The sequence below is a fragment of the Zafaria sp. Z1313 genome, assembly GCF_050563205.1.
Lineage (GTDB): Bacteria > Actinomycetota > Actinomycetes > Actinomycetales > Micrococcaceae > JAZDCJ01.
This window is the reverse complement of the sequence record NZ_JBNWUK010000013.1, coordinates 1-23,597: the sequence shown is the minus strand read 5'-3', so window position 1 is coordinate 23,597 and position 23,597 is coordinate 1. Positions and strand designations below refer to the sequence as shown.

Annotated in this window: 17 protein-coding genes and 1 pseudogene; 13 read left to right on the top strand and 5 right to left on the bottom strand. The window is 73.0% G+C overall.

Annotated features, from left to right (window positions below):
• Nucleotides 1-81: 81 nt before the first annotated feature.
• Both ACQ3I4_RS12010 and ppk2 read right to left on the bottom strand, forming a co-directional pair.
• Nucleotides 82-1,206 carry a YbaK/EbsC family protein gene (locus tag ACQ3I4_RS12010; protein ID WP_430633605.1) on the bottom strand — a complete coding sequence of 375 codons (1,125 nt, stop codon included), beginning with the start codon at nt 1,204-1,206 and terminating at the stop codon, nt 82-84.
• Between the two features lie 60 nt (nt 1,207-1,266).
• Nucleotides 1,267-2,151, bottom strand: coding sequence for a polyphosphate kinase 2 (gene ppk2 / locus ACQ3I4_RS12005; protein ID WP_329862718.1), 885 nt, complete (start codon nt 2,149-2,151; stop codon nt 1,267-1,269).
• Nucleotides 2,152-2,209: 58 nt separating this feature from the next.
• On the opposite strand from ppk2, the gene ACQ3I4_RS12000 reads away from it, so the two are divergent.
• Nucleotides 2,210-2,950, top strand: coding sequence for a 4'-phosphopantetheinyl transferase superfamily protein (locus ACQ3I4_RS12000; RefSeq protein ID WP_329862720.1), 741 nt, complete (start codon nt 2,210-2,212; stop codon nt 2,948-2,950).
• Here the strand turns inward: ACQ3I4_RS12000 and ACQ3I4_RS11995 are convergent.
• The 3 genes from ACQ3I4_RS11995 to ACQ3I4_RS11985 are packed head-to-tail and all read right to left on the bottom strand — an operon-like array spanning nt 2,901 to nt 9,146.
• Nucleotides 2,901-4,298, bottom strand: coding sequence for a M1 family metallopeptidase (locus ACQ3I4_RS11995; RefSeq protein WP_329862722.1), 1,398 nt, complete (start codon nt 4,296-4,298; stop codon nt 2,901-2,903). The two genes, ACQ3I4_RS12000 and ACQ3I4_RS11995, sit on opposite strands and share 50 nt — an antisense overlap.
• The gene (locus ACQ3I4_RS11990; RefSeq protein ID WP_329862724.1) at nt 4,295-8,158 is read right to left on the bottom strand and encodes a Pls/PosA family non-ribosomal peptide synthetase; all 3,864 of its coding nucleotides are present in this window, start codon (nt 8,156-8,158) and stop codon (nt 4,295-4,297) included. Before ACQ3I4_RS11990 ends, ACQ3I4_RS11995 begins: the two co-directional genes overlap by 4 nt.
• A gap of 1 nt (nt 8,159) precedes the next feature.
• A complete protein-coding gene (locus tag ACQ3I4_RS11985; RefSeq protein WP_430633604.1) occupies nt 8,160-9,146 on the bottom strand; it encodes a quinone oxidoreductase family protein in 987 nt (328 codons plus the stop codon).
• 143 nt (nt 9,147-9,289) lie between these two features.
• Between ACQ3I4_RS11985 and argC the strand changes: the two genes are divergently transcribed.
• From argC to tyrS, 12 genes and pseudogenes are all read left to right on the top strand, one after another.
• The gene (gene argC, locus ACQ3I4_RS11980) at nt 9,290-10,321 is read left to right on the top strand and encodes an N-acetyl-gamma-glutamyl-phosphate reductase (protein ID WP_329862728.1); all 1,032 of its coding nucleotides are present in this window, start codon (nt 9,290-9,292) and stop codon (nt 10,319-10,321) included.
• Nucleotides 10,318-11,526: a bifunctional glutamate N-acetyltransferase/amino-acid acetyltransferase ArgJ gene (gene argJ / locus ACQ3I4_RS11975; protein WP_329862730.1), complete on the top strand. Its 1,209-nt coding sequence runs from the start codon at nt 10,318-10,320 to the stop codon at nt 11,524-11,526. The genes argC and argJ overlap by 4 nt, the downstream gene beginning before the upstream one ends.
• 9 nt (nt 11,527-11,535) lie before the next feature.
• Nucleotides 11,536-12,453, top strand: a complete 918-nt coding sequence (gene argB / locus ACQ3I4_RS11970; RefSeq protein ID WP_329862732.1) for an acetylglutamate kinase — start codon at nt 11,536-11,538, stop codon at nt 12,451-12,453.
• Nucleotides 12,450-13,793 (top strand): acetylornithine transaminase, encoded by a 1,344-nt coding sequence (locus tag ACQ3I4_RS11965; protein WP_329862734.1) that lies wholly within the window; start codon nt 12,450-12,452, stop codon nt 13,791-13,793. Before argB ends, ACQ3I4_RS11965 begins: the two co-directional genes overlap by 4 nt.
• A complete protein-coding gene (argF, locus tag ACQ3I4_RS11960) occupies nt 13,790-14,755 on the top strand; it encodes an ornithine carbamoyltransferase (protein WP_329862735.1) in 966 nt (321 codons plus the stop codon). Before ACQ3I4_RS11965 ends, argF begins: the two co-directional genes overlap by 4 nt.
• The gene (locus ACQ3I4_RS11955; protein WP_329862736.1) at nt 14,752-15,264 is read left to right on the top strand and encodes an arginine repressor; all 513 of its coding nucleotides are present in this window, start codon (nt 14,752-14,754) and stop codon (nt 15,262-15,264) included. Before argF ends, ACQ3I4_RS11955 begins: the two co-directional genes overlap by 4 nt.
• A 101-nt stretch (nt 15,265-15,365) precedes the next feature.
• Entirely contained in the window at nt 15,366-16,580 is a 1,215-nt protein-coding gene (locus ACQ3I4_RS11950) for an argininosuccinate synthase (protein ID WP_329862738.1), read from the top strand.
• The gene (gene argH, locus ACQ3I4_RS11945) at nt 16,577-18,001 is read left to right on the top strand and encodes an argininosuccinate lyase (RefSeq protein ID WP_329862740.1); all 1,425 of its coding nucleotides are present in this window, start codon (nt 16,577-16,579) and stop codon (nt 17,999-18,001) included. The genes ACQ3I4_RS11950 and argH overlap by 4 nt, the downstream gene beginning before the upstream one ends.
• Nucleotides 18,002-18,154: 153 nt before the next feature.
• A pseudogene (locus ACQ3I4_RS11940) lies at nt 18,155-18,742 on the top strand (DNA-3-methyladenine glycosylase); the annotation flags it as partial.
• A gap of 4 nt (nt 18,743-18,746) precedes the next feature.
• On the top strand, nt 18,747-19,283 hold the full coding sequence (locus ACQ3I4_RS11935) for an adenine phosphoribosyltransferase (RefSeq protein ID WP_329862742.1): 537 nt from the start codon (nt 18,747-18,749) through the stop codon (nt 19,281-19,283).
• Nucleotides 19,284-19,331: 48 nt separating this feature from the next.
• The gene (locus ACQ3I4_RS11930; protein ID WP_430633603.1) at nt 19,332-21,641 is read left to right on the top strand and encodes a UvrD-helicase domain-containing protein; all 2,310 of its coding nucleotides are present in this window, start codon (nt 19,332-19,334) and stop codon (nt 21,639-21,641) included.
• 34 nt (nt 21,642-21,675) lie between these two features.
• Nucleotides 21,676-22,995, top strand: a complete 1,320-nt coding sequence (tyrS, locus tag ACQ3I4_RS11925; RefSeq protein ID WP_430633602.1) for a tyrosine--tRNA ligase — start codon at nt 21,676-21,678, stop codon at nt 22,993-22,995.
• Nucleotides 22,996-23,597: the final 602 nt, after the last annotated feature.

Sequence of the window (23,597 nt, the reverse complement as noted above, 5' to 3'; positions counted from 1 at the left end):
CGGGGCCCCGCCTTCCATCCGGAAGGCGGGGCCCCGGCGTCGTACCGGGAGCACGAGGGGCGCGGGGCCGGACGAACGGTGCTATCCGGCGTCGGAGATGTCAGCGAGCGTCGCGGCGAGCGCGGAGAGCGCCGCGTCGGCGTCGAGGCTCAGCCCGACGCCGTGGGCCCCACCGCCGATCGAGATCCGGCGCCCGGACAGCTCGAGGTCCGCGACCACGGGAAGGGGGCGCTGCGCCCCGAACGGCGTGATGGTGCCGCGCTCGTAGCCCGTGACCGAGCGCGCGGTCGCGGCATCCGGCATGGAGAGCCGGTTGGTGCCGAGCACGGCGCGGAGCTTGGCCCACGAGAACGTCCGGTCCCCGGGGACCAGGACCATCAGGTAGTCGTCTTCGCCGCGGCGGACGACGAGCGTCTTGGCGAGGTCGCGCGGCTCGATCCCGCGCGCGGCCGCTGCCTCCTCGAGGCTCGAGACCCGCCCGTGGCGGGTCTGCTCCACCTCCAGCCCGGCGGCGCGGGCGGCCGCGAGCGCCCGCGCGGCCCCGTCGTCCGCGGCCTCAGCCCCGGCGGGGGCGTCCGCTCCGCGGTGCCCCGCCCCACGCCCGGCGGCTCCGCCCGGCGTCGGACCGTCTTCCGGGCCCTGCGGTGCGTCCGGCGCGTCCGGCTGGTCTCCGGCCAGGGTGTAGGCCGAACCGTCGGCCGTGCGCTCCACGAGCCCCGCGTCGACGAGGTAGCGGCGGAGGGTGACCACGTCGTCCGTCATCGCTTCGAGGCGGCGGTTCACGGCCGCCTCGTCGAGGCGCTCGCCGGGGGACAGGGCGCGCGACGCCGCCCATGCCAGGAGCCGGAGGCGCTGGGACGGCCGGGCCGGGTAGGTGCCGATCCTCCCGTCCTCGACGAAGCGGTCGATCACCTCGTCGCCCGTCGCGGATCCGGATCCCGCCTCTGCCCGCGGCGCGGCGAGCGCGGCCTTGAGGGCCCCGGCGTCCACGCGCCAGCCGCCGGCGTCCTCCACGAGCAGCCCCGAGGCGGCGAGCCGGCGCAGCGCCTGCGGGCGGCGGGACCCGGACACGGTGGCGCCCGTGCGCCGGGCCTCCTCGGCCACGAGCTCCGCCAGGAGGATCCGCTGTTCGGTGTTGGCCAGGGCGGCGAGCATCGGCCGCCAGGCCTCGCGGGCGCGTTCCGCGCCCTCCTGTGGGGAACCCATGCCGGCCACCGTCCCTTCGCGTCTGCCGTGGTGCACCAGCCTAGTCCCGGGGCGCGAGCGCTAGAACTCCTCGCCGTCGGCGATGACCGCGGCGGCCGGCCCCACGAGCAGGGGATCGGGCACGCCGACGAGCGCGTGGTCCTTGCCCTCGTACTCGAAGAGGCTCAGGACGTGGCGCATCGCGGCGACGCGGGCACGCTTCTTGTCGTTGGACTTCACCACGGTCCACGGCGCCCACGCGGTGTCCGTTTCCTTGAACATGGCCTCCTTGGCCTCGGTATAGGCCTCCCACTTGTCGAGGGAGGCGAGGTCCATGGGGGAGAGCTTCCACTGCCGCACGGGGTCGATCTGGCGGATCGTGAAGCGCGTGAGCTGCTCCGCCCGGGAGACGGAGAACCAGAACTTCACGAGGTCGATCCCGTCGTCCACGAGGAGCTTCTCGAACGCGGGCGTCTGGGCGATGAATCGCTCGTACTCCTGGCGCGAACAGAAGCCCATGACGCGCTCGACGCCGGTCCTGTTGTACCAGCTGCGGTCGAACATCACGATCTCGCCGGCGGCGGGGAAGTGCTGCACGTAGCGCTGGTAGTACCACTGGGACTCCTCCCGCTCGCTCGGCTTCTCGAGCGCGACGACGTGCGCGCCGCGGGGATTCAGGTGCTCCGTGAAGCGCTTGATCGTGCCGCCCTTGCCTGCGGCGTCGCGCCCCTCGAAGACGAGCAGGAGGCGCCGGCCCGTCGACTTCACCCAGTTCTGCAGCTTGAGCAGCTCGATCTGCAGGAGGCGCTTCTCGAGCTCGTAGGCGTCGCGGTCCATGCGCTCGCCGTAGGGGTAGTCCTGCCGCCAGGTGTCGACGGGGGAGCCGTCGGAGGCCAGGAGCACGGGGTCGTCGTCGTCCTCGTCGAGGACGGTGTAGCCGAGGCCGTTCAGGTCGAGCTGGTTCATGGGCCCAAGCTAGTCTGGGGGCGTGAACGAGCGGTGAACGGGAGGAGGTCCCCGGGTGGTGACCGACGTGTCCTTCCTCGCGGGCAGCGTGCCCGTGCCCGCCGCGGGCCGATCCGTGCTGCTCGCGGCCGCCCCGCTCGCGGCAGGTTCCGGCCTGCCGCGCGCGTGGCTGGGCGGGATGGAGGCGGCGCGCGCGGCGGCCCACCTCGCCGGAGCGCCGCGGGACCGCTTCACCGCGGGCCGGCTCCTGGTCCGGCAGCTCGCCTCCGCCGCCTGGGGACTCGGCGCGCCGGCCGGGCTGGCCCTGGAGCAGCGGTGTCCGCGCTGCGGGAGCGGCGGCCACGGCCGGCCGGTGCTGACGCGGGGTGGACGGGAGCTGCCGTGGGCGCTGAGCTACTCGCGCTGCGCGGGCTGGCTCCTGCTGGCCGGACTCGAGGACGACGCCGGGGCGCGCCTGGGCGTGGACCTCGCCGATCCAGCGGACCCGGCGTTCGCGGAGCCGGCGCTCGACGCCGTCGTCCTCTCCGCCGCCGAACGCGCCCTGCTCGCGGCGCTTCCCGCGGCCGGACGCCCGGCACGGCGCGCCCGGTGGTGGGCCGCCAAGGAGGCCCTGGGCAAGGCCCTCGGGGAGGGCATCACCGGCCCCGGCGGGCCGCCCGCGGTCGAGGGCGCGGGGAGGCATCCGGCCCTCGGGCTCGACGGCGCCCTGCTGGCCCACCCCGGTCTGTCCTGGGAGGCCCCCGCCGGGCTTACGGCCGCGCTGGTGCTGCTGCCGGGAACGGCGGCAGCGACTCGCTGAACAGCCACGGAGCCAGGACGGCCTCGGCGGAGAACCCTTCCGGAGCGTGGTCGTCGACATGCCGCACGAAGCACGCATGGTCCACGGTCCCGTGGCGCCGCGAGCCCGTCCAGGCCCGCAGCATGGCGAAGAAGACGTGGTCCCCGAGCGAGGCGCGCAGGGCGTGGACGGCGAGGGCGCCGCGCTTGTAGACGCGGTCGTCGAACATGTCCTCCGGACCGGGATCCCCGACCCGGAGGTCCTGGGGCAGCCGGGACAGCATCGACCACGCGTCGCGGGCGCGCGCGGTGCAGTCGGGGCCGCCCGAGGCCTCGGACCAGATCCACTCGGCGTAGCAGGCGAATCCCTCGTGCATCCAGATGTCGCGCCACGCGCCGGCAGTGAGCGAATTGCCGAACCACTGGTGGGAGAGCTCGTGGGCGATCAGGCGCTGCTGCTCCCAGCCCGGGGCCAGGTGGTTGCGCCCCAGGATCGAGATCCCCTGGGCCTCGAGCGGGATCTCCAGCTCGTCCTCGGTCACCACCACGGTGTAGGCACCGAAGGGATACGGGCCGAAGGCCTCGCTGAACGCGGCCATCATCTCCGGCTGCCGGGCGAGGGCCCGGCGGGCCGCGGGGACCAGGGGCGCGGGGGCGGCGAGGTCCTGCCGCGGCAGGGGCTCGGCGGCCACGTGCCGGGCGTGTCCGGTCCCCGTTCCGGCCTCGGCCAGGGATTCCAGCCCGTAGCGCCCGATCTGCAGCGTGGCCAGGTAGGTGGCCATGGGCTCTTCCTGGACGTAGTGCCACGACTCGCGGCTCGCCTTGCGCCCGTGACCCACGAGCGTGCCGTTGCAGACGGCCCGGTAGCCGGCGTCGGTGCTGACGCGGACCTCGAACGGGGCCTTCTGGCTCGGGTGGTCGTTGCACGGGAACCAGGTCGCCGCGCCCGTCGGCTGGCCGGCGACGAGGACGCCGTCCTCGAGTTCCTCCCAGCCGATCTCGCCCCACGGGCCGCGGCGGGGCCGGGGATTGCCGCCGTAGCGGATGTCCAGCTCGAACCGCGAGCCCTCGGGCAGCGGTGCGGCCGGCGTGATGACGAGGCGCCCGTTGCGGTGCGCGAACCGGGCGGGCTTGCGGGCATCGACGAGGATCTTCGAGGCCGTCAGGCCCACGAGGTCCAGCTCGATCCGATCCAGCTCCGCCAGCGCCGTGGCGGAGACCCTGGCCCGGCCGTCGAGCCGGTTGCCGGCGAGCTTGCACTCGAGGTCCAGGACGTAGCGGAGCACGCGGTAGCCCGGGCTGCCCGAGCCGGGCGCGTACGGGTCCGGCAGGGCGGTCGCGTCGTCGTTCTTCTTGGTCTTGGGGCTCATGTGGCGGGACGGCTCCAGGGCTTGACGGGGTTGCCCATCCAGTAGCTGGACGGAGGGACGTTTTCTCCACGCATGACGAGCGACGCCGGGCCGACCGTCGCGCCGTCGGAGAGCGAGGCCGCGGGCAGGATGACGCCGTGCGGGCCCATGGTCGAACCGGCACCGAGGGACACCGTGTCGATCGCCATGACGCGGTCGTGGAACAAGTGGGTCTGCACGACGCAGCCCCGGTTCACGGTCGAGGAGTCGCCGAGCGAGACGAGGTCGGCCTCCGGCAGCCAGTAGCTCTCGCACCAGACGCCGTGGCCGATCCGGGCCCCCAGCGCCCTGAGGAACCAGACCAGGGCGGGCGTGCCCGCCGCGGAGCGGGCGAACCACGGGGCGCAGACCATCTCGATGAAGGTGTCGACGACCTCGTTGCGCCAGATGAACGAGCTCCACAGCGGGTGCTCGCCGGCACGGATGGGGCCGACCAGGACCCACTTGGCGACGACGGCGGAGCCGGCCGCGAGGGCGCCCGCGGCGAGCATGACCGCGCCGCTCAGGGCCGCCGCCGTGGCGTATCCGGCCCACAGGGCCAGGGCGTCGAGGGCCGCGAGCACCAAGGCCGCGACGCCGACGGTCACGACGACGGGCACGAACCGGCAGAGCTCCCAGACGGCGCGGGCCACCTTGAGCCGTGCAGGGGGATTGAAGGTCCGGGACTCGTCGGAGGCGACGGCGGTGCGGCGCAGCCTGACGGGCGGGCTGCCGAGCCACGAGGATCCGGCCTTGGCCTTGGGCGGGGTGGCCGAGAGGACGGCGACGAGTCCGTTCTTCGGGACGCGCCGCCCCGCGCCGGCCATGCCCGAATTGCCGAGGAACGCCCGCTTGCCGATCTTCGCCGGCGCGATCCGCATCCATCCGCCCCCGAGCTCGTAGGAGGCGACCATCGTGTCATCGGCCAGGAAGGCGCCGGAGCCGATCGTGGTCATCTTGGGCAGCAGCAGGACGGTGGACGCCTCGACGTCGCGGCCGACCTTGGCGCCGAGGATCCGGAGCCAGGCCGGGGTGAAGAGGCTCGCATACAAAGGGAAGAGGAGGTCCCGGGCCATGTCCAGGAGGCGCTCGGTGGCCCACACCTGCCAGCCGACCCGGCTGCGGACGGGATGCCAGCCCTCGGTGATGCCGATCGAGAGCAGCCGGACGGCGCCGGCGATGAGGACCATGTTTACGGCGAACCAGACGGCCGCCGCGAGGGGGACCGCGGCCAGCAGCTGCGGCAGCGCCGCGGACAGGCCGGGGGCGCCGCGCATCATGAGCGCGGCGGCGGCCGCGGCGGCGGCAACGCCGGCATAGGGAACGAGGGACAGCGAGGCCGAGGCGATGCCGAAGCCCACCGTGGCCGCCGCGCGCTGACGCCGCCGCTCGTCGGGCCAGCCGGGCTTGGCCTTGCCGGTGCGCGTGGCGGGGGAGCCCGAGTAGGCCAGCCCGGGGCGCGTGGTGCCGGCCACCGCGGAGCCGGGGGCGATCTCGGCGTCGTCGGCGACGACCGCGCCGGGAAGCAGCGTGCTCCGCGCCCCGACGGTCGCTCCCGCTCCGACCTTGACGTGCCCGACGTGGATGCGGTCGCCGTCGAGCCAGTAGCCCGACAGGTCGACCTCCGGCTCGATCGCGGCCCCGCGGCCGAGGGTCAGCATGCCCGTCACCGGGGGGACCGAGTGCAGGGTGGTGTCGCGGCCGATCCTGGCGCCGAGTGCCCGCGCGTAGTAGGGGACCCACGTGGCGCTCGCGAGGCTGACGGGATCGACGAGGTCGGAGATCTGCTGCGCGAGCCACAAGCGCAGGTGCACCTTGCCGGAGCGCGGGTAGGAGCCCGGCTCGAGCCCGCGGAGCAGGATGCGCGCGGCCACCACGGTGAGCGCCATCCGGCCCGGCGGGCTGACGAAGACCAGCCAGCAGGCGAGGACCCACCACCAGGACACGGTGGGCGCGGCGGTGAAGCCGCCCCACGCCGACAGGAGGTTGTTCGCCGCCATGGCGTAGGTCAGCCAGCGCATGCCGACGAGGATGAACAGGGGGATGCCCATGAGGGTCTGGAAGACCTGGGCCTTGCGCGTCGTGCGGCGCACGGTGCGCGGGTCGACGGGCGCCGCGGCGACATGGCCGCCGAGGGACTCGATGAGGGCCCCCACGCGGGGATGCGAGTAGACGTCGCCGACCGTCACGGATGGATAGCGGGCCCGCAGCGCGGAGACGAGCTGGGCCGCGGAGAGCGATCCGCCGCCGCTCGCGAAAAAGTCGGCGTCGAGGCTCGTCGCGGGCGCGCCGAGGACGGCACCCCACTGCTCGACGATCCAGCGGGCATCCTCGTCGAGCTCAGGGAGGGAGCCCTCGGCGTCCCCCACCCCGGGGAGCGGCCAGGGGAGCGCGTCGCGGTCCACCTTGCCGCTCGTCTTGGTCGGGAGGTCCGCGACGACGGCGAGGAGCGGGACGAGTGCTGCCGGGAGCTCTTGGGCGAGGTGTGCGCGCGCGGCGTCGAGGTCGTGCTCCGGCGCCGCGGCGAGGTAGCCGACGAGGACCTGGTTGCCCGCCGCCGTCGTCTTGACCGCGGCCGCCGCACCGGAGACGCCGGGAAGGGCCTGGAGGGCCGCGTCGACCTCGCCGAGCTCGATCCGGCGCCCGCCGAGCTTGACCTGCTCGTCCGCCCGGCCCACGAACAGCAGGCCCTCCGGGTCGGCGACGACGAGGTCCCCGGAACGGTAGGCGCGCTCCCAGCCGAGGGTGTCCATGGGCGCGTACTTCTCGGCGTCCTTGGCGGGATCGAGGTAGCGGGCCAGGCCGACGCCGCCGATGATGAGCTGACCCGTCTCTCCGTCGCCGACGGGCACGCCGGCGTCGTCCACGACGGCGAGGTCCCAGCCGTCGAGCGGCAGGCCGATCCGCACCGGTCCCCGCCCGTCCATCCGCGCGGCGCAGGCGACCACGGTCGCCTCCGTCGGGCCGTAGGTGTTCCAGACCTCGCGGCCCGGGACGGCGAGCCGCGCGGCGAGCTCGGGCGGGCAGGCCTCGCCGCCGAAGATCAGCAGGCGGACGTTCTCCAGGGCCTCGGCGGGCCATAGGGCGGCCAGCGTCGGGACCGTGGAGACGGCGGTGATTCCGCGCGTGACGAGCCACGGACCGAGGTCCATGCCGGAGCGGACGAGGGAGCGCGGGGCCGGCACGAGGCAGGCGCCGTGCCGCCACGCGAGCCACATCTCCTCGCACGAGGCGTCGAAGGCCACGGAGAGTCCCGCCAGGACGCGGTCCTGCGGGCCGAGCGGTTCGGCGGAGAGGAAGATGCGGGCCTCGGCGTCGACGAACGCGGCGGCCGAGCGGTGGGTCACCGCGACGCCTTTCGGGGTCCCGGTGGACCCGGACGTGAAGATGATCCAGGCATCGTCCCCGCCCGCGGCCTCCCGCGGCGAGGGGAACGGGGCCGGCCGCCCCTTCTCCAGCACCATCTTTCCGTCGCCGCGCAGGATCCCGGCCACGCGGGCCTCGGAGAACACCACGCGGGCGCGCTCGTCGGGGTCGTCGGCGTCGACGGGGACGTACGCGGCCCCGATCATGAGCGCGGCGAGGATCGCGATGTAGAGCTCGTTGGTGCCGGAGGGGATCCTCACCCCGACGCGGTCGCCCGCGCCGAGTCCCGCGGTGTGCAGGACGACGGCCTGCTGCTTCACCGCGTCGAGCAGTTCGGCGTAGCTCAGGACGTCGTGGCCGTCGTCGAGGGCCGGGGCGTCGGGGTGGGCCTCGGCGCTCGCGCGCAGGATGTCGACGAGGGTCCGCGGTGCCGGGGCGTGTTCCCCGGCCGGGTACTGCGGGAGGTAGTGCGTCACCTTAGCCGTCCTGGCCGGCGGCGGAGGGTTCGAGGACGAGCTTTCCCGTGGTGCGGCGGGATTCGAGCTCCGTGTGGGCGAGGCCCGCGTCCGCGAGCGGGAAGCGCCCGCCGATGCGCACGTCGAGCCGGCCCTCGGCGACGAGTGAGAACAGCTCGCCGGAGCGCCATGCCCGCTCCTCGGCGTCGAGCAGGAAGTCGTTCAGCTTGGGTCGGGTGACCGTGAGCGAGCCGTGGGCGTTGAGCTGCTGCAGGTCGAACGGCGGCACCTGGCCCGAGGCGCCGCCGAAGAGCACGAGCGTGCCGCGGATCCGCAGCGCGTCGAGGGAGTGCTCGAACGTGTCCTTGCCGATCCCGTCGTAGACGACGTCGACGCCGCGGCCCCCGGTGAGTTCGCGCACGCGGTGCGGGACGTCGTCGTAGTCCAGCACGTGGTCGGCGCCGGCCGCGCGGGCGAGCGCGGCCTTCCCGGGCGTCGACGTCGTCGTGATGACGGTGGCTCCCTTGAGCTTGAGGAGCTGGATGAGCAGCAGTCCGACTCCGCCGGCGCCGGCGTAGCAGAGGGCCGTGTCGCCGGCCTGGACGGCATAGCTGGAATTGACCAGGTAGTGCGCGGTCATCCCCTGGAGCGGCAGGGCTCCGGCCACGTCGAGGGGCACGCCGTCGGGGACCCGGAGGGCCTTCTCCGCGGACAACACCGTGTACTCGGCGTAGGTGCCCGTGCCCTCCGTCGTGGCGACGCGGTCGCCGACGGCGAAGTCCTCGACGCCGGGACCGAGCTCGACGACCGTCCCGGAGGCCTCGGACCCCGGGACGAACGGGTGCTCGACGGGGTAGACGCCGGATCGCTGGTACGTCTCGATGAAGTTGACCCCGACGGCGGCGACCTCCACGAGGAGCTCCCCTGGACCCGGCGCGGGGCGGGGGACGTCGACGGCAGTGAGGACCTCCGGGCCCCCGGCCCGGGTGGTGTGGACGGCGATCGGCATGGCGTGCTCCTTCGGTGCGGAAATGCTCGCATGCCAGCCTAGTGCGTGCTGGTAAACGGAAGGGGTCGGCCGTCCTGGGCGGAGACGCATCGCGCCATGAATAATTATTAGCCATTGTGCATAAAGGAGACTAGGCTGGTCCCATGACAGTTTCGGTAGCGGTATCCGGGGCCAGCGGCTACGCGGGCGGCGAGGTCCTGCGCCTCCTGGCCCACCACCCCGGCGTGGAGATCGGCGCCATCACGGCGCACAGCAACGCGGGACAGGCGCTCGGCGCCCTGCAGCCCCACTTGAGGTCCCTCGCGGACCGGGTCCTCGTCGAGACGAGCGTCGAGAACCTGGCCGGGCACGACGTCGTCTTCCTCGCCCTCCCGCACGGAGCCAGCGCGGCGATCGCCGCGCGCCTGCCCGAGGAGACGCTCGTGATCGACGCCGGCGCCGACCACCGCCTCGAATCGGCCGCGGAATGGGAGCGCTTCTACGGTTCCCCGCACGCGGGAACCTGGCCGTACGGCCTGCCGGAGCTGCCCGGAGCCCGCGCGGCGCTCGCCGGAGCCCGCCGCATCGCCGTGCCCGGTTGCTACCCGACGAGCGCGCAGCTCGCCCTGGTCCCGGGGTTCTCCGCCGGCCTGCTCGAGCCGGACGACGTCGTGATCGTCGCCGCCTCGGGGACCTCCGGCGCGGGCAAGTCCGCCAAGACCCACCTCATCGGCTCCGAGGTCATGGGCGGCATGAGCCCCTACGGCGTCGGCGGCGGACACCGCCACACCCCGGAGATGGAGCAGGGCTTCTCCCGCGCCGCCGGCCGCCCCGTCACGGTCTCCTTCACGCCCACGCTGGCCCCCATGGCCCGCGGCATCCTCACCACGGCGACGGCGCGCGTCGTCCCCGGGACGGAACCGGCGGCATTGCGCCGCGCGTGGGAGGAGGCCTACGCGGGCGAGGAGTTCGTCCACCTCCTGCCCGAGGGCCAGTGGCCGCACACCAAGCACGTCCTCGGTTCCAACCACGTCCACCTCCAGCTGGCCTACGACCGGCACGCCGGACGCGTCATCGTGGTCTGCGCCATCGACAACCTCGCCAAGGGCACCGCCGGGGGTGCCGTCCAGTCCATGAACATCGCCCTGGGCCTGCCCGAGCACACGGGCCTGCGGATCGAAGGGATGGCACCATGAGCACCCACGAGAACGACCCCGCGGCCGGGAGCCCCGGCACCAGCCCCGCGGGAGTCACCGCCGCCCGTGGATTCCGGGCCTCCGGCGTCGCCGCCGGCCTGAAGTCCACGGGCCGTCCCGACGTCGCGCTCGTCGTCAACGACGGCCCGCGGCACGACGCCGCCGCGGTCTTCACGTCCAACCGCGTGGCCGCCGCCCCCGTGCACTGGTCCCGCCAGATCGTCTCCGACGGCCGGGCCGACGCCGTCCTGCTCAACTCGGGAGGGGCCAACGCCTGCACCGGGCCGGAGGGCTTCCAGAACACGCACGCGAGCGCGGAGCACACGGCCGGCCTTCTCGGCGTCTCCGCGGGCGACGTCGTCGTCTGCTCCACGGGACTGATCGGGGTGCAGCTGCCCATGGACCGCCTCCTGCCGGGCGTCGACGCGGCCGTGGCCGCGCTCGGCGACGGGCGCGGGGCCGGGGCCGGCGCCGCCGAGGCCATCATGACGACCGACTCGGTCCCGAAGGAGTCCGGGTTCGCCGGATCGGGCTACGTCATCGGCGGGATGGCCAAGGGGGCGGGAATGCTCGCGCCCGGCCTCGCGACGATGCTCGTCGTCGTCACGACCGACGCCGTGATGGAGCCCGCCATGCTCGATGCCGCCCTGCGCGCCGCGACGCGCGTCAGCTTCGACCGCGCCGACTCGGACGGCTGCATGTCCACCAACGACACGGTCGTCCTCCTGGCCTCCGGGGCCTCCGGGACGGCGCCGGATCCGGAGGAGTTCACGGCCGGGCTCACGGCCGTGTGCACCGATCTGGCGCTCCAGCTCATCCACGACGCCGAGGGGGCCGAGCACACCATCACGATCCGCACGTTCAACGCCGCGAGCGAGGAGGACGCCGAGGAGGTCGGCCGGGCAGTGGCCCGCTCGAACCTCTTCAAGGCCGCCATCTTCGGCAGGGACCCCAATTGGGGCCGCGTCCTCTCCGCGGTCGGCACCACTCAGGCGGCCTTCGAGGCGGACCGGCTCAACGTCGCCATCAACGGCGTGCAGATCTGCCGGAACGGCGGGATCGGCGAGGACCGCTCGCTCGTCTCCCTCGAGGACCGCGCGGTCCTGGTCGAGATCGACCTCGCCGCCGGGGACGCCGAGGCGAGCCTCTGGACCAACGACCTCACGCACGACTACGTGCACGAGAACTCCGCCTACAGCAGCTAGGACGCCCTGATGGACACTGCGGAAACGACCCGGGCCGACGCCCAACGCAAGGCGGAGGCCCTCATCGAGGCCCTGCCCTGGATCCAGCGCTTCGCCGGCACCACGATGGTGGTCAAGTACGGCGGCAACGCCATGGTGAACGAGGAGCTGCGCCGCGCGTTCGCCGAGGACATCGTCTTCCTCCACCACGCCGGGATCCACCCCGTCGTCGTGCACGGCGGCGGGCCGCAGATCAACGGGATGCTCGCCCGGCTGGGGATCGAGTCGGAGTTCCGGGGCGGGCTGCGCGTGACGACCCCCGAGGCCATGGACATCGTCCGCATGGTGCTCACGGGCCAGGTGGGGCGCGAGCTCGTCGGCCTCGTGAACTCGCACGGCCCCTACGCCGTCGGCCTCTCCGGCGAGGACGCGGGGCTGCTGCGCGCCGAGCGCACCGGGACCGTGGTCGACGGCGAGGAAGTCGACCTCGGGCTCGTCGGCGAGGTCACCGGCGTCGAGCCGCGGGCCATCCTGGACCTCATCGGCGCCGGGCGGATCCCCGTGATCTCCACGGTCGCCCCGGAGGTCGGCCCCGGAGGCGAGCCGACCGGCGTCGTCCTGAACGTCAACGCCGACACCGCGGCCGCCGCCCTCGCGGCCGCGCTGGGCGCCTCCAAGCTCGTCATCCTCACCGACGTCGAGGGGCTCTACGCCGACTGGCCGGACAAGTCCTCGCTCATCTCCTCGCTCACGGCCGACGAGCTGCGCGCCATGCTCGGCTCCCTCGAGTCCGGGATGATCCCCAAGATGGCGGCGTGCCTCGCCGCGGTCGACGCGGGTGTCGAGCGCGCCCACATCGTCGACGGGCGCCAGCCGCACTCGATGCTCCTGGAGGTCTTCACCTCCGCCGGCGTCGGCACCCAGGTGGTTCCGGGAGGCGCGGCATGAGCGCGGGCACGGAGGGAACGACGCCGGGGCGGGACGCCGGCGCGCAGGGCGCCGTGGGTGCCCCGGGGGAGGCCGGGGGACCGGCCCGGGCAGGGACCGCGGGTGCGGCCGACGGGCTGGCGGGCACCCTCGAGGGGCTGCGCAACGCGGAGCTCCTGGGGCGCTACGAGGGCTCGCTGCTGGGGGTCTTCGGCACGCCGCAGCGCGTGCTCGTCCGCGGCTCGGGCTGTACCGTCTGGGACGCCGACGGCAAGGAGTACCTCGACCTGCTCGGGGGCATCGCCGTCAACGCGCTCGGGCACGCGCACCCGTTGCTGACGAGCGTCGTCTCGAGCCAGCTCGCCACGCTCGGCCACGTCTCCAACTTCTTCACGAGCCCGCCCCAGATCGCGCTCGCCGAGAAGCTCCTCGAACTCGCCCAGGCGCCGGCGGGCTCGCGCGTGTTCTTCGCGAACTCCGGGACCGAGGCCAACGAGGCCGCCTTCAAGCTGGCCCGGCGCAACGGCGGGGGAGCGGGAGGGAGCCGGACCCGGATCATCGCGCTCGAGAACGCCTTCCACGGGCGCAGCCTCGGTGCCCTCGCCCTGACTTGGAAAAAGGCCTACCGCGAGCCCTTCGAGCCGTTGCCCGGCGGCGTGGAATGGGTTCCGGCCGGCGACGTCGAGGCGCTGCGCGCCGCCGTCGACGAGACGGTGGCCGCCGTGTTCATCGAGCCCGTGCAGGGCGAGGCCGGCGTCCACGGCTTCCCGCCCGGTTACCTTGAGCAGGCGCGCGCCATCACGCGCGAGGCCGGCGCGCTCCTGGTCTTCGACGAGGTCCAGACGGGGATCGGCCGCACGGGACGCTGGTTCGCCTCCGAGGGCGTGCTCCCGGACGCGATGAGCCTGGCCAAGGGCCTCGGCGGCGGGTTCCCGATCGGCGCCCTGATCACCTTCGGCGAGCACGCCTCCTCGCTGCTCGGGCCGGGCCAGCACGGGACGACGTTCGGCGGGAACCCCGCCGCCACCGCCGCCGCCCTCGCGACCCTGCACGTCATCGAGTCGCAGGGGATCCTCGAGCACGTGGAGCGGACGGGACGGGCCACGGCCCGGATGCTCGGCGCGCTCGACTGCGTCGAGTCCGTGCGAGCCCACGGCCTGCTGATCGGCTTCGACCTGGCCTCGGGCTCCGCTCCCGCCGTCGTCCGCCACGCCCTCGAGGCCGGATTCATCGTCAACGCGCCCGGCGAGCGGACCCTGCGCCTGGCCCCGCCCCTTGTCGTGACCGAGGAGCAGCTCGGCCGCTTCGCCGACGCGCTCCCCGCCATCCACGCCGCCGCACTCCAGGAGGAGAACGCATGAGCACCCCGACCGTCCGCCACTTCCTCGCCGACACCGACCTGAGCCCGGCCGAGCAGGCCGAGGTCCTCGACCTGGCCGCCGCGATGAAGGCCGACCGCTACGGCTGGCGCCCCTACGCGGGCCCGCAGACCGTCGCGGTCTTCTTCGACAAGACCTCGACCCGCACGCGCGTCTCCTTCGCCGCGGGCATCGCCGAGCTGGGCGGCACGGCGCTCATCGTCAACCCGGGGGAGTCCCAGCTGGGCCACAAGGAATCGGTCGCCGACTCCGCGCGGGTCCTCGAGCGCATGGTCTCCACGATCGTCTGGCGGACCTACGCGCAGTCCGGGCTGGAGGAGATGGCCGCGAACTCCCGCGTTCCCGTGGTCAACGCGCTCTCCGACGACTACCACCCCTGCCAGCTGCTGGCCGACCTGCTGACGATCCGCGAGCACAAGGGGCGCACCGAGGGGCTCGTCCTGGCGTACCTCGGCGACGCGGCGAACAACATGGCGAACTCCTACCTGCTCGCCTGTGCGACCGCCGGCATGCACGTGCGCGTTGCCGGGCCCGAGGGCTACCAGCCGGATCCGGCCGTGGTGGCCGCCGCCGAGGAGCGCGCCGCCGCCACGGGCGGCTCGGTCCTCGTCACGGCCGACGCCGGGGCCGCGCTCGCCGGCGCGGACGTCGTGGTCACCGACACCTGGGTGTCCATGGGGCAGGAAGAGGAGAAGGCGCAGCGCCAGCTCCTGTTCCGCGACTACGCGGTCGACGCGGCGGCCATGGCCCTGGCGGCGCCCGACGCCGTGTTCCTGCACTGCCTGCCGGCCTACCGGGGCTACGAGGTCTCCGCCGAGGTCATCGACGGGCCGCAGTCCGTCGTCTTCGACGAGGCGGAGAACCGGCTCCACGCCCAGAAGGCCCTCATGGCCTGGCTCATGGAACGCTCCGGGCTGGCCGACGGCGCGGGCCGGGTCCGATGAGCACCCAGGCGTCGCAGCCCTCGACGAAGACGGCGCGCCAGGCCCGGATCAAGGCGATCCTGGGCACGGAGTCCGTGCGCTCGCAGGCGGAGCTCGCCGTGCTGCTGGCCGGCGAGGGCGTCCAGGTGACCCAGGCGACGCTGTCCCGGGACCTCGTCGAGCTGGGGGCCATCCGGGTCCGCGGCGTCGACGGGGGGCTCGTCTACGCCGTGCGGGCGGAGGGAGGGGACCCGACGCCGAGGACCGGGCTGAGCCAGGAGGTGCTGGATGCGCGGCTGGCCAAGCTCTGCGCCGAGCTGCTCGTCACCGCGGAGGCCTCGGGCAACCTCGTCGTCCTGCGCACGCCGCCCGGAGCGGCGAACTTCCTGGCCCTGGCGATCGACCATTCCGTCCTGCCCGACGTGCTCGGGACGATCGCCGGCGACGACACCGTCGTGCTCGTGACCCGGGACCCCGCCGGAGGCGAGGAGGTCGCCGCGCGCTTCCTGGAGCTCGCGGACCCGCAGTAGGGCGGCCGCCTTGCACGTCATGCATAAGTATGTAGACTTGTGAATAACATTCACTCCCCGATTCCGCCGCGCCGGCGTATCCGGCACCCAAGGAGCACACCGTGACCGAACGCATCGTCCTCGCCTACTCGGGCGGCCTGGACACCTCCGTCGCGATCGGCTGGATCGCCGACGCCACCGGCGCAGAGGTCGTCGCCGTCGCCGTCGACGTGGGCCAGGGCGGGGAATCGCTCGAGACGATCCGCGAGCGGGCGCTCGGCTGCGGCGCCGTCGAGGCCCACGTCGTGGACGCGCGCGACGAGTTCGCGGACGAGTACTGCATGCCCACGCTCAAGGCCGGGGCGCTGTACCAGAACCACTACCCGCTGATCTCGGCGATCTCCCGCCCCGTCATCGCCAGGCACCTCGTGGCGGCGGCACGGCGCTTCGGCGCGGGCACCGTCGCCCACGGCTGCACGGGCAAGGGCAACGACCAGGTCCGCTTCGAGGTCGGCATCCAGACCCTGGGCCCGGAGCTGAAGTGCATCGCGCCCGTGCGGGACCTGGCCCTGACGCGCGACAAGGCCATCGCCTACGCGGAGGCCAAGGGCCTGCCGATCGAGACCACCAAGAAGAACCCGTACTCGATCGACCAGAACGTCTGGGGCCGGGCCATCGAGACCGGATACCTCGAGGACCTCTGGAACGCGCCCACCAAGGACATCTACGCCTACACCGACTCCCCGGAGTTCCCGCCCGCCCCCGACGAGGTGCTGATCAGCTTCCGGGAGGGCATCCCCGTCTCCCTCGACGGCGTCCCCGTCACCCCGCTCCAGGCCATCGAGCAGCTCAACCGCCGCGCCGGCGCGCAGGGCGTCGGCCGCATCGACGTCGTCGAGGACCGGCTCGTCGGCATCAAGTCCCGCGAGATCTACGAGGCGCCCGGGGCCATGGCGCTCATGGAGGCGCACAAGCACCTCGAGAACGTCACGGTGGAGCGGGAGCAGGCCCGGTTCAAGGCCACGGTCTCGCAGCGCTGGAGCGAGCTGGTCTACGACGGCCAGTGGTTCTCCCCGCTGAAGCGCTCGCTCGACGCCTTCATCGACGACACCCAGCGCCACGTCTCCGGCGACATCCGCATGGAGCTGCACGCCGGGCGCGCCACGGTCACGGGGCGCCGCGGCGACGCGGGGCTCTACCGCTTCGACCTGGCCACCTATGACACGGGGGACGCGTTCGACCAGTCGAGCGCCCGCGGCTTCATCGACATCTTCGGCCTGACGTCCAAGGTCGCCACCGAGCGCGACGAGCGCCTGAACCTGGAGGTCGCCCGATGAGCGCCAAGGACTCCGCAACCAACGAGGGCTCGCTCTGGGGCGGCCGCTTCGCAGGCGGTCCCGCCGACGCGCTCGCGGCCCTGAGCAAGTCGACGCACTTCGACTGGCGGCTGGCCCGCTACGACATCGCCGGCTCCAGGGCCCACGCCCGCGTCCTGCACACGGCGGGCCTCCTCGACGAGGCGGAGCTGCGGGACATGCTCGCGGCGCTCGGGCGGCTCGAGGAGGACGTCGTCTCCGGCGCCTACACGGCCGCGCCCTCGGATGAGGACGTGCACGGATCCCTCGAGCGCGGGTTGATCGAACGCGCCGGACCGGAGCTGGGAGGCAAGTTGCGCGCGGGGCGCTCCCGCAACGACCAGATCGCGACCCTGGGCCGGATGTTCCTGCGCGAGAACGCCCGGCTCATCGCCCGCGGCGTGCTGTCCGTCGTCGACGCGCTCGTCGCCCAGGCCCAGGCCCACCCGGAGGCCGCGATGCCGGGCCGCACGCACCTGCAGCACGCCCAGCCCGTGCTCCTCTCCCACCACCTGCTGGCCCACGCCTGGGCGCTGCTGCGCGACGTGCAGCGGCTCGCCGACTGGGACCGGCGCGCCGCCGTCTCCCCCTACGGGTCCGGCGCCCTCGCCGGCTCGTCGCTCGGGCTGGATCCGGAGGCCGTCGCCGCCGAGCTCGGATTCGACTCGGCCGTCTGGAACTCGATCGACGGCACCGCGAGCCGGGACGTGTTCGCCGAGTTCGCATGGGTCGCGGCGATGATCGGCGTCGACCTCTCCCGGATCTCCGAGGAGGTCATCCTCTGGGCCACGAAGGAGTTCTCCTTCGTCACCCTCGATGACGCCTATTCGACGGGCTCCTCGATCATGCCGCAGAAGAAGAACCCCGATGTCGCCGAGCTCGCCCGCGGCAAGGCGGGGCGCCTCATCGGCGACCTGACCGGGCTCCTGGCCACGCTCAAGGGGCTCCCGCTCGCCTACAACCGCGACCTGCAGGAGGACAAGGAACCGGTGTTCGACGCCGTCGACACCCTCGAGCTGCTGCTGCCCGCGGTCGCGGGGATGGTCGCGACGCTGAAGTTCAACACGGATCGGATGGCGGAGCTCGCACCGCTCGGCTTCGCCCTGGCCACGGACATCGCCGAGTGGCTCGTCCGCCAGGGCGTGCCGTTCCGCGACGCGCACGAGCTCTCGGGGGCGGCCGTGAAGCTCGCGGAGTCCCGCGGCGTCGAGCTGTGGGACCTGGGCGACGAGGACTTCGCTGGCATCTCGCCCGCGCTGACCCCCGAGGTCCGCAGCGTCCTGAGCACGGCCGGTTCCCTCGCCTCGCGCAACGCCCAGGGCGGCACGGCGCCGGAAGCGGTGGCCCGCCAGCTCGGGGCCCTGCGCGTCCAGCTGGCGGCCGCCCGGGACTACGCGGGCTGAGCCACGCTTCCCGGAACCGCCGCGCAACTGCTGGCGCGCCCCGCCGTCGTCCTGGCTCCGCTCCTGCTCGGGGCGGAGCTCCAGACGGGCCGGGGCGCCCGGGCCGTGCGCCTGCGGATCACGGAAGTGGAGGCCTAGGAGGGCGCCGCTGATCCCGGATCCCACGGCTACCGCGGGCGCACGGAGCGGAACCGGTCCCTCTTCGGCCCGCCGGGCACGCTGTACGTCTACCTCAGCTACGGGATGCACTTCTGCGCGAACCTGGTCTGCGGGGACGACGGCGCCGCCTCGGCCGTGCTCCTGCGCGGCGGCGAGGTGCTGGACGGGATCCGAGCCGCCCGACGGCGCCGTGGCGGTGTTGCGGAGGGCCCGGGACTCGCGAACGGGCCCGCGAAGCTCGCGCAGGCCCTGGGGCTCGACCTGGCCTGGGACGGCGCGCCCGTGGACCTCGCGCGGCCCGAACCCGCAGCCGACCCGGGGCGGGAAGCAGGGCGGCGGAGCCTGCGGCCCGGTCCTGCCGAGTCCGGACGCCGGTTACTCCTCTCCGGCGTCGCCGACGCCCCTCCGGACCGTTTGCGCACGGGACCGAGGGTCGGGGTCTCCGGCGCCGGGGGCACCGACGCGTACCCGTGGCGCTTCTGGCTCGACGGCGAGCCCACGGTCTCCCGCTACCGGGCGGCGAAGGCCTCCCGGGGCGCCGCCGGGACGGTCGGGGGACGGGCCACGGGGCCGATAGAGTAGTGGGGTGAATCCGAGCCCAGAGCCCATCGAATCGCTCCTGGACCGCCTGAGCGCCGTCGTCCCGGACCACCCCGTTCCCGGGGTCTCCTTCAAGGACCTGACCCCCGTGTTCGCAGACCCCCACGGCCTGCGCCGGGTCGTCGACGAGGTCGTCGCCCCCTTCGCCGGCTCGTACGACGTCGTGGCTGGGCTCGAGGCCCGCGGCTTCATCCTGGCCGCCGCGGCCGCCTATGCGCAGGGGACCGGCATGATCACCATCCGCAAGAAGGGCAGGCTCCCGCGGGCCGTCTACTCCGACGACTACACGCTCGAGTACGGCAGCGCGACGCTCGAGATCCACCGCGGCGACCTGGCCCCCGGCAGCCGCGTCCTGGTCCTCGACGACGTCCTGGCCACGGGCGGAACCGTCGGCTCCGCCTGCCGGCTCGTCGAACGCGCCGGGGGAACCGTCGCGGGCGTCGGGGTCGTCCTCGAGCTGCCCGCGCTCGGCGGGCGGCGGGCCCTGGCCGGCCGCCGCATCCACGCGCTGCAGCAGGCCTGAGAACACGGAGTAGACTTGTCTGTCCGCCGAACCGCTGGAGGAGCATCCATGCCAGAGTCACCGTCCCCCGTGACGGAGCTGGAACTCGAGCGCAGCTATGTCGCCGGGCTCTACGAGCGCCTCGACGAGCTGCGCGAGGAGAAGACGCGCCAACTGGCCCGCGTCCGCCGCGGCGGGGCGGTCGGATCACTGCAGAACGTGTCCGAACGGGACGCCTTCGCGACGATGTACGAGGACCGCCTCGCCCAGCTCAACGCCGTCGAGGACCGGCTGGTCTTCGGCCGGCTCGACCTCGAGGGCGCCAACGGGGCCTCCGGCCATGGCAACGGCGACGACGCCGGCGCCTCGGCCACGACGCGCTATATCGGCAGGATCGGCCTGACCGACCGCGAGCAGTCACGGCTCATGATCGACTGGCGCGCGCCCGAGGCCGGCGCCTTCTACCAGGCGACGGCGTTCGAGCGCCATGGAGTGCGCCGCCGGCGCCACCTGATCCTCAAGGGACGCAACGTCGTCGCCCTCGAGGACGACGTCCTCGACCCGGAACTGCTGAGCGAGCACGCCGAGCACCAGGGGGAGGGGGCCCTGCTGGCCGCCCTGCGCTCCAAGCGCACGGGCCGGATGGCCGACATCGTCTCCACCATCCAGGCGGAACAGGACCGCATCATCCGCTCGGAGCTGGCCGGGGTCCTCGTGGTCCAGGGCGGGCCGGGAACGGGCAAGACCGCCGTCGCGCTGCACCGCGCCGCGTTCCTGCTGTACCAGCACCGGGAGCGGCTCAAGTCCGCGGGCGTGCTCCTCGTGGGTCCGTCGTCGTCCTTCATGCGCTACATCGAGCGCGTGCTGCCCTCCCTGGGCGAGACCGGCGTCGTCATGGCGAGCCTGGGGCGGCTCATGCCCGGCATCCGGGCCGTGCCCGAGCCGGGCCGCGAGGCCGCGCGGATCAAGGGGCGGATCGGGATGGCCGACGTCGTCGCGCGCGCCGTGGCCAACCGGCAGCGGCTGCCCGACGGCGACCGCCGGGTCGTCGTCGAAGGGACGCCGCTCGTCCTCACGCCGCGGCAGGTCCGGCGGGCCCGGGACAAGGCGCGGGCCACGCACAAGCCCCACAACGAGGCTCGCACGACGTTCGTGAAGATCCTGGTCCGAGAGCTCGCCGAGCAGCTGAGGGACAAGCTCGAGGAGTCCTCGGGGACGGGCAACTCCGTCGACCGCGCGTACCTGACCGAGGACGTCCGCTCCTCCCGCGACGTGCGCATCGCCCTGAACCTGTGCTGGCTCCCCATGACGCCCGAGAAGCTCATCGCCGAGCTGTACGCCAAGCCGGAGCTGCTCGCCGCCGTCGCACCGGAGCTCTCGGCGACCGAGCGCGCCGCGCTGCGCCGGGACCCCGGCGCGCCGTGGACCGAGGCCGACGTGCCCCTGCTCGACGAGGCCGCCGAGCTGCTCGGTGAGCTGGACGCCTCGGCCGGGCGCGACGCCGCCCAGCGCGAGGCCGAGCACCAGCGCGACGTGGCGAACGCGACCCAGGCCCTCGAGAACGTCGACTCAGCCCTGCGCGAGATCGGCGTGGACGGCATCCTCGACGCCGAGGACCTCGCCGCGATGAACCAGGAGGGCGAGACCGTGCTGACCGCGGCGGAGCGCGCCTCCCAGGACCGCAACTGGGCCTACGGACACGTCGTGGTCGACGAGGCGCAGGAGCTCTCGCCGATGCAGTGGCGCCTGCTGATGCGCCGTTGCCCGCTCAAGTCGTTCACCGTCGTGGGCGACATCGCCCAGGCGTCCTCCGCCGCGAGCGCCACGAGCTGGGCGCAGGCCATGGCGCCGTTCGTGGGGGAGCGGTTCACGCTCGAGGAGCTGACCGTGAACTACCGGACGCCCACGCAGATCGCCGAGGCCGCGGCACGGATGGCCCAGGCGGCCGGCCTCGTCGTCTCGACGCCCAAGGCGGTGCGCGAAGGGCGCTGGGCGCCGGTCGTCGACCGGGTCCCCGCAGACGGCCTGCGCGCCGCGCTCGCGGCGGCGCTGCCCGAGGAGGTCGGCTTCGCCGAGGGCGGGCTCACGGCCGTCATCGCGCCGGCGTCCCGCTTGCGCGGGGCCCGTGCGACCGCCGTCGAACTCTACGGCCGCCGCGTGGGCACGGGCTCCGGGGGGCTCGAACAGGACATCGTCGTCACGACGGCGCAGGAGGCGAAGGGGCTCGAGTTCGACGTCGTCCTGCTGCTGGAACCGGACGAGCTGATCGCCGAGGCCGACGGAGGGTTCGGCGACCTCTACGTCGCGATGACCCGCGCCACGCAGCGGCTGCGGATCCTCGCCGAGGGGCGCGTCCCCGACGGCATCGTCGCGGACTGACGGCCGGGCCCTCCCTGCTGCTAGGTTTAAGGGCGTGTCATTGAGCGAGCAGAACCCCGCCCTCGCGGGGCAGAAGAACGATCCCACCTTCCCCAACATCTGGCAGGAGCTGAAGTGGCGTGGCCTGGTCCACGTGTCCACTGACGAGGCCGCGCTGGAGGAACTGCTCGCGGGGGATCCCATCACCTATTACTGCGGCTTCGACCCGACGGCGCCGTCGCTGCACCTCGGGAACCTGGTCCAGTTGCTGAACATGCGCCGGCTGCAGCTGGCCGGGCACCGGCCGCTCGGGCTGGTCGGCGGATCGACCGGACTGATCGGTGACCCCCGGCAGACCGCCGAGCGCGTCCTGAACACCAAGGAGACGGTCGCCGAGTGGGTCGCCAAGCTCCAGGACCAGGTCTCGGCCTTCCTCTCCTTCGAGGGGGACAACGCGGCGCGGATGGTCAACAACCTCGACTGGACCGCGCGGCTGTCCGCCATCGACTTCCTGCGCGACATCGGGAAGTTCTTCCGCGTCGGCACGATGATCAAGAAGGAGACGGTCGCCGCCCGCCTGAACTCGGACGAGGGCATCAGCTACACCGAGTTCAGCTACCAGGTCCTGCAGGGCTACGACTACCTGCAGCTGCACCGCGACTACGGCTGCGTCTTGCAGACCGGCGGCTCGGACCAGTGGGGAAACCTGACCAGCGGCACGGACCTGATCCGGAAGGTCGAGGCCACGTCGGTGCACGCCTACGGCACTCCGCTGATCACCAACTCCGACGGCTCGAAGTTCGGCAAGAGCGAGGGCAACGCCATCTGGCTCGACCCGGAGATGTGCAGTCCCTACGCGTTCTACCAGTTCTGGCTCAACACGGCCGACGCCGACGTGGTCGACCGCTTGAAGGTCTTCACCTTCCTGGACCGGGCGGAGATCGAGGCGCTCGCCGCCGAGGTCGCCGAGCGGCCGTCCGCCCGCAAGGCCCAGAAGGAGCTGGCCTACAACGTCACCTCCCTCGTCCACGGTGTCGAGGCGACGGAGAAGGTCATCGCCGCATCCGCTGCCCTGTTCGGCCAGGGCGTGCTCTCCGAACTCGACGAGGCGACCCTGCGGGCTGCCACGTCCGAACTCCCGAGCGCCGAGGTCGCTGCCGGCGGGCTCGGCATCGTCGACCTGCTCTTGGCGTCGGGGCTCTCCGAGTCCAAGTCCGCTGCCCGCCGCACCGTCGGCGAGGGCGGGGCGTACGTCAACAACCGCAAGATCGACGACACCGAGGCCGTGATCACTGCGGACGAGCTGCTCCATGGCCGCTACCTTCTGCTGCGTCGTGGCAAGAAGAACCTGGCCATGGTCGAGGTCGCCGGCTGAGTCGGGACGCGATCCGAGGCCAAGGGCCCGGTCCAGGTGTGAGCCACCTGGACCGGGCCCTTCTTCGTGGGGGCCTCACGTGGACCGTTGGAGCAGCGCCGGATGCGGCCCTATGGCGCCGGCCGTTACCCCTGGATCAGCGTCGTGGTGGGGATCGCGGGCGCGACACGCCCGGGCGTCATCGTCGATTTGTGGGGCCGCTCCGTCCCGTGTATTGTTTTCTGAGTCGCCGGGACGAGGACAGCGGAAACGCTGAAGATCGCGAGGCGGCCAAACCCCTTCCACTCGGACAGAATCCGGACGCTTTGAAGCGCCCGGCGACGACGAGCGGGAGGATCCCGGTTCCCGGGCCAGATCGAGTAAACACCGATTTGACACCGAGGAAAAGGGAGAATAAATTAGGAATATCGCTACGGAAGAAAAGTGAAAGAATACGAATTCTTTCAGGATTCAATCGCTCGGAACCGTAAGCAGCCTGTTGTTTGAGAACTCAATAGTGTGCCATGTTTGTTGACACCGATTTTTGTATTGGTGAATGGCTTTTCTGGTGCCACCCCCGTGGTGCTGGGAGGGTTTTTTGCCGGGATTTTTTGACTTGGTGC

Coding starts and splice junctions, on each gene's coding strand:
- ACQ3I4_RS12010 (WP_430633605.1), bottom strand. CDS start 1,206: ATGGGTTCCCCACAGGAGGGCGCGGAACGCGCCCGCGAGGCCTGGCGG.
- ppk2 (WP_329862718.1), bottom strand. CDS start 2,151: ATGAACCAGCTCGACCTGAACGGCCTCGGCTACACCGTCCTCGACGAG.
- ACQ3I4_RS11995 (WP_329862722.1), bottom strand. CDS start 4,298: ATGAGCCCCAAGACCAAGAAGAACGACGACGCGACCGCCCTGCCGGAC.
- ACQ3I4_RS11985 (WP_430633604.1), bottom strand. CDS start 9,146: ATGCCGATCGCCGTCCACACCACCCGGGCCGGGGGCCCGGAGGTCCTC.
- argC (WP_329862728.1), top strand. CDS start 9,290: ATGACAGTTTCGGTAGCGGTATCCGGGGCCAGCGGCTACGCGGGCGGC.
- argJ (WP_329862730.1), top strand. CDS start 10,318: ATGAGCACCCACGAGAACGACCCCGCGGCCGGGAGCCCCGGCACCAGC.
- argB (WP_329862732.1), top strand. CDS start 11,536: ATGGACACTGCGGAAACGACCCGGGCCGACGCCCAACGCAAGGCGGAG.
- ACQ3I4_RS11965 (WP_329862734.1), top strand. CDS start 12,450: ATGAGCGCGGGCACGGAGGGAACGACGCCGGGGCGGGACGCCGGCGCG.
- argF (WP_329862735.1), top strand. CDS start 13,790: ATGAGCACCCCGACCGTCCGCCACTTCCTCGCCGACACCGACCTGAGC.
- ACQ3I4_RS11955 (WP_329862736.1), top strand. CDS start 14,752: ATGAGCACCCAGGCGTCGCAGCCCTCGACGAAGACGGCGCGCCAGGCC.
- argH (WP_329862740.1), top strand. CDS start 16,577: ATGAGCGCCAAGGACTCCGCAACCAACGAGGGCTCGCTCTGGGGCGGC.
- ACQ3I4_RS11930 (WP_430633603.1), top strand. CDS start 19,332: ATGCCAGAGTCACCGTCCCCCGTGACGGAGCTGGAACTCGAGCGCAGC.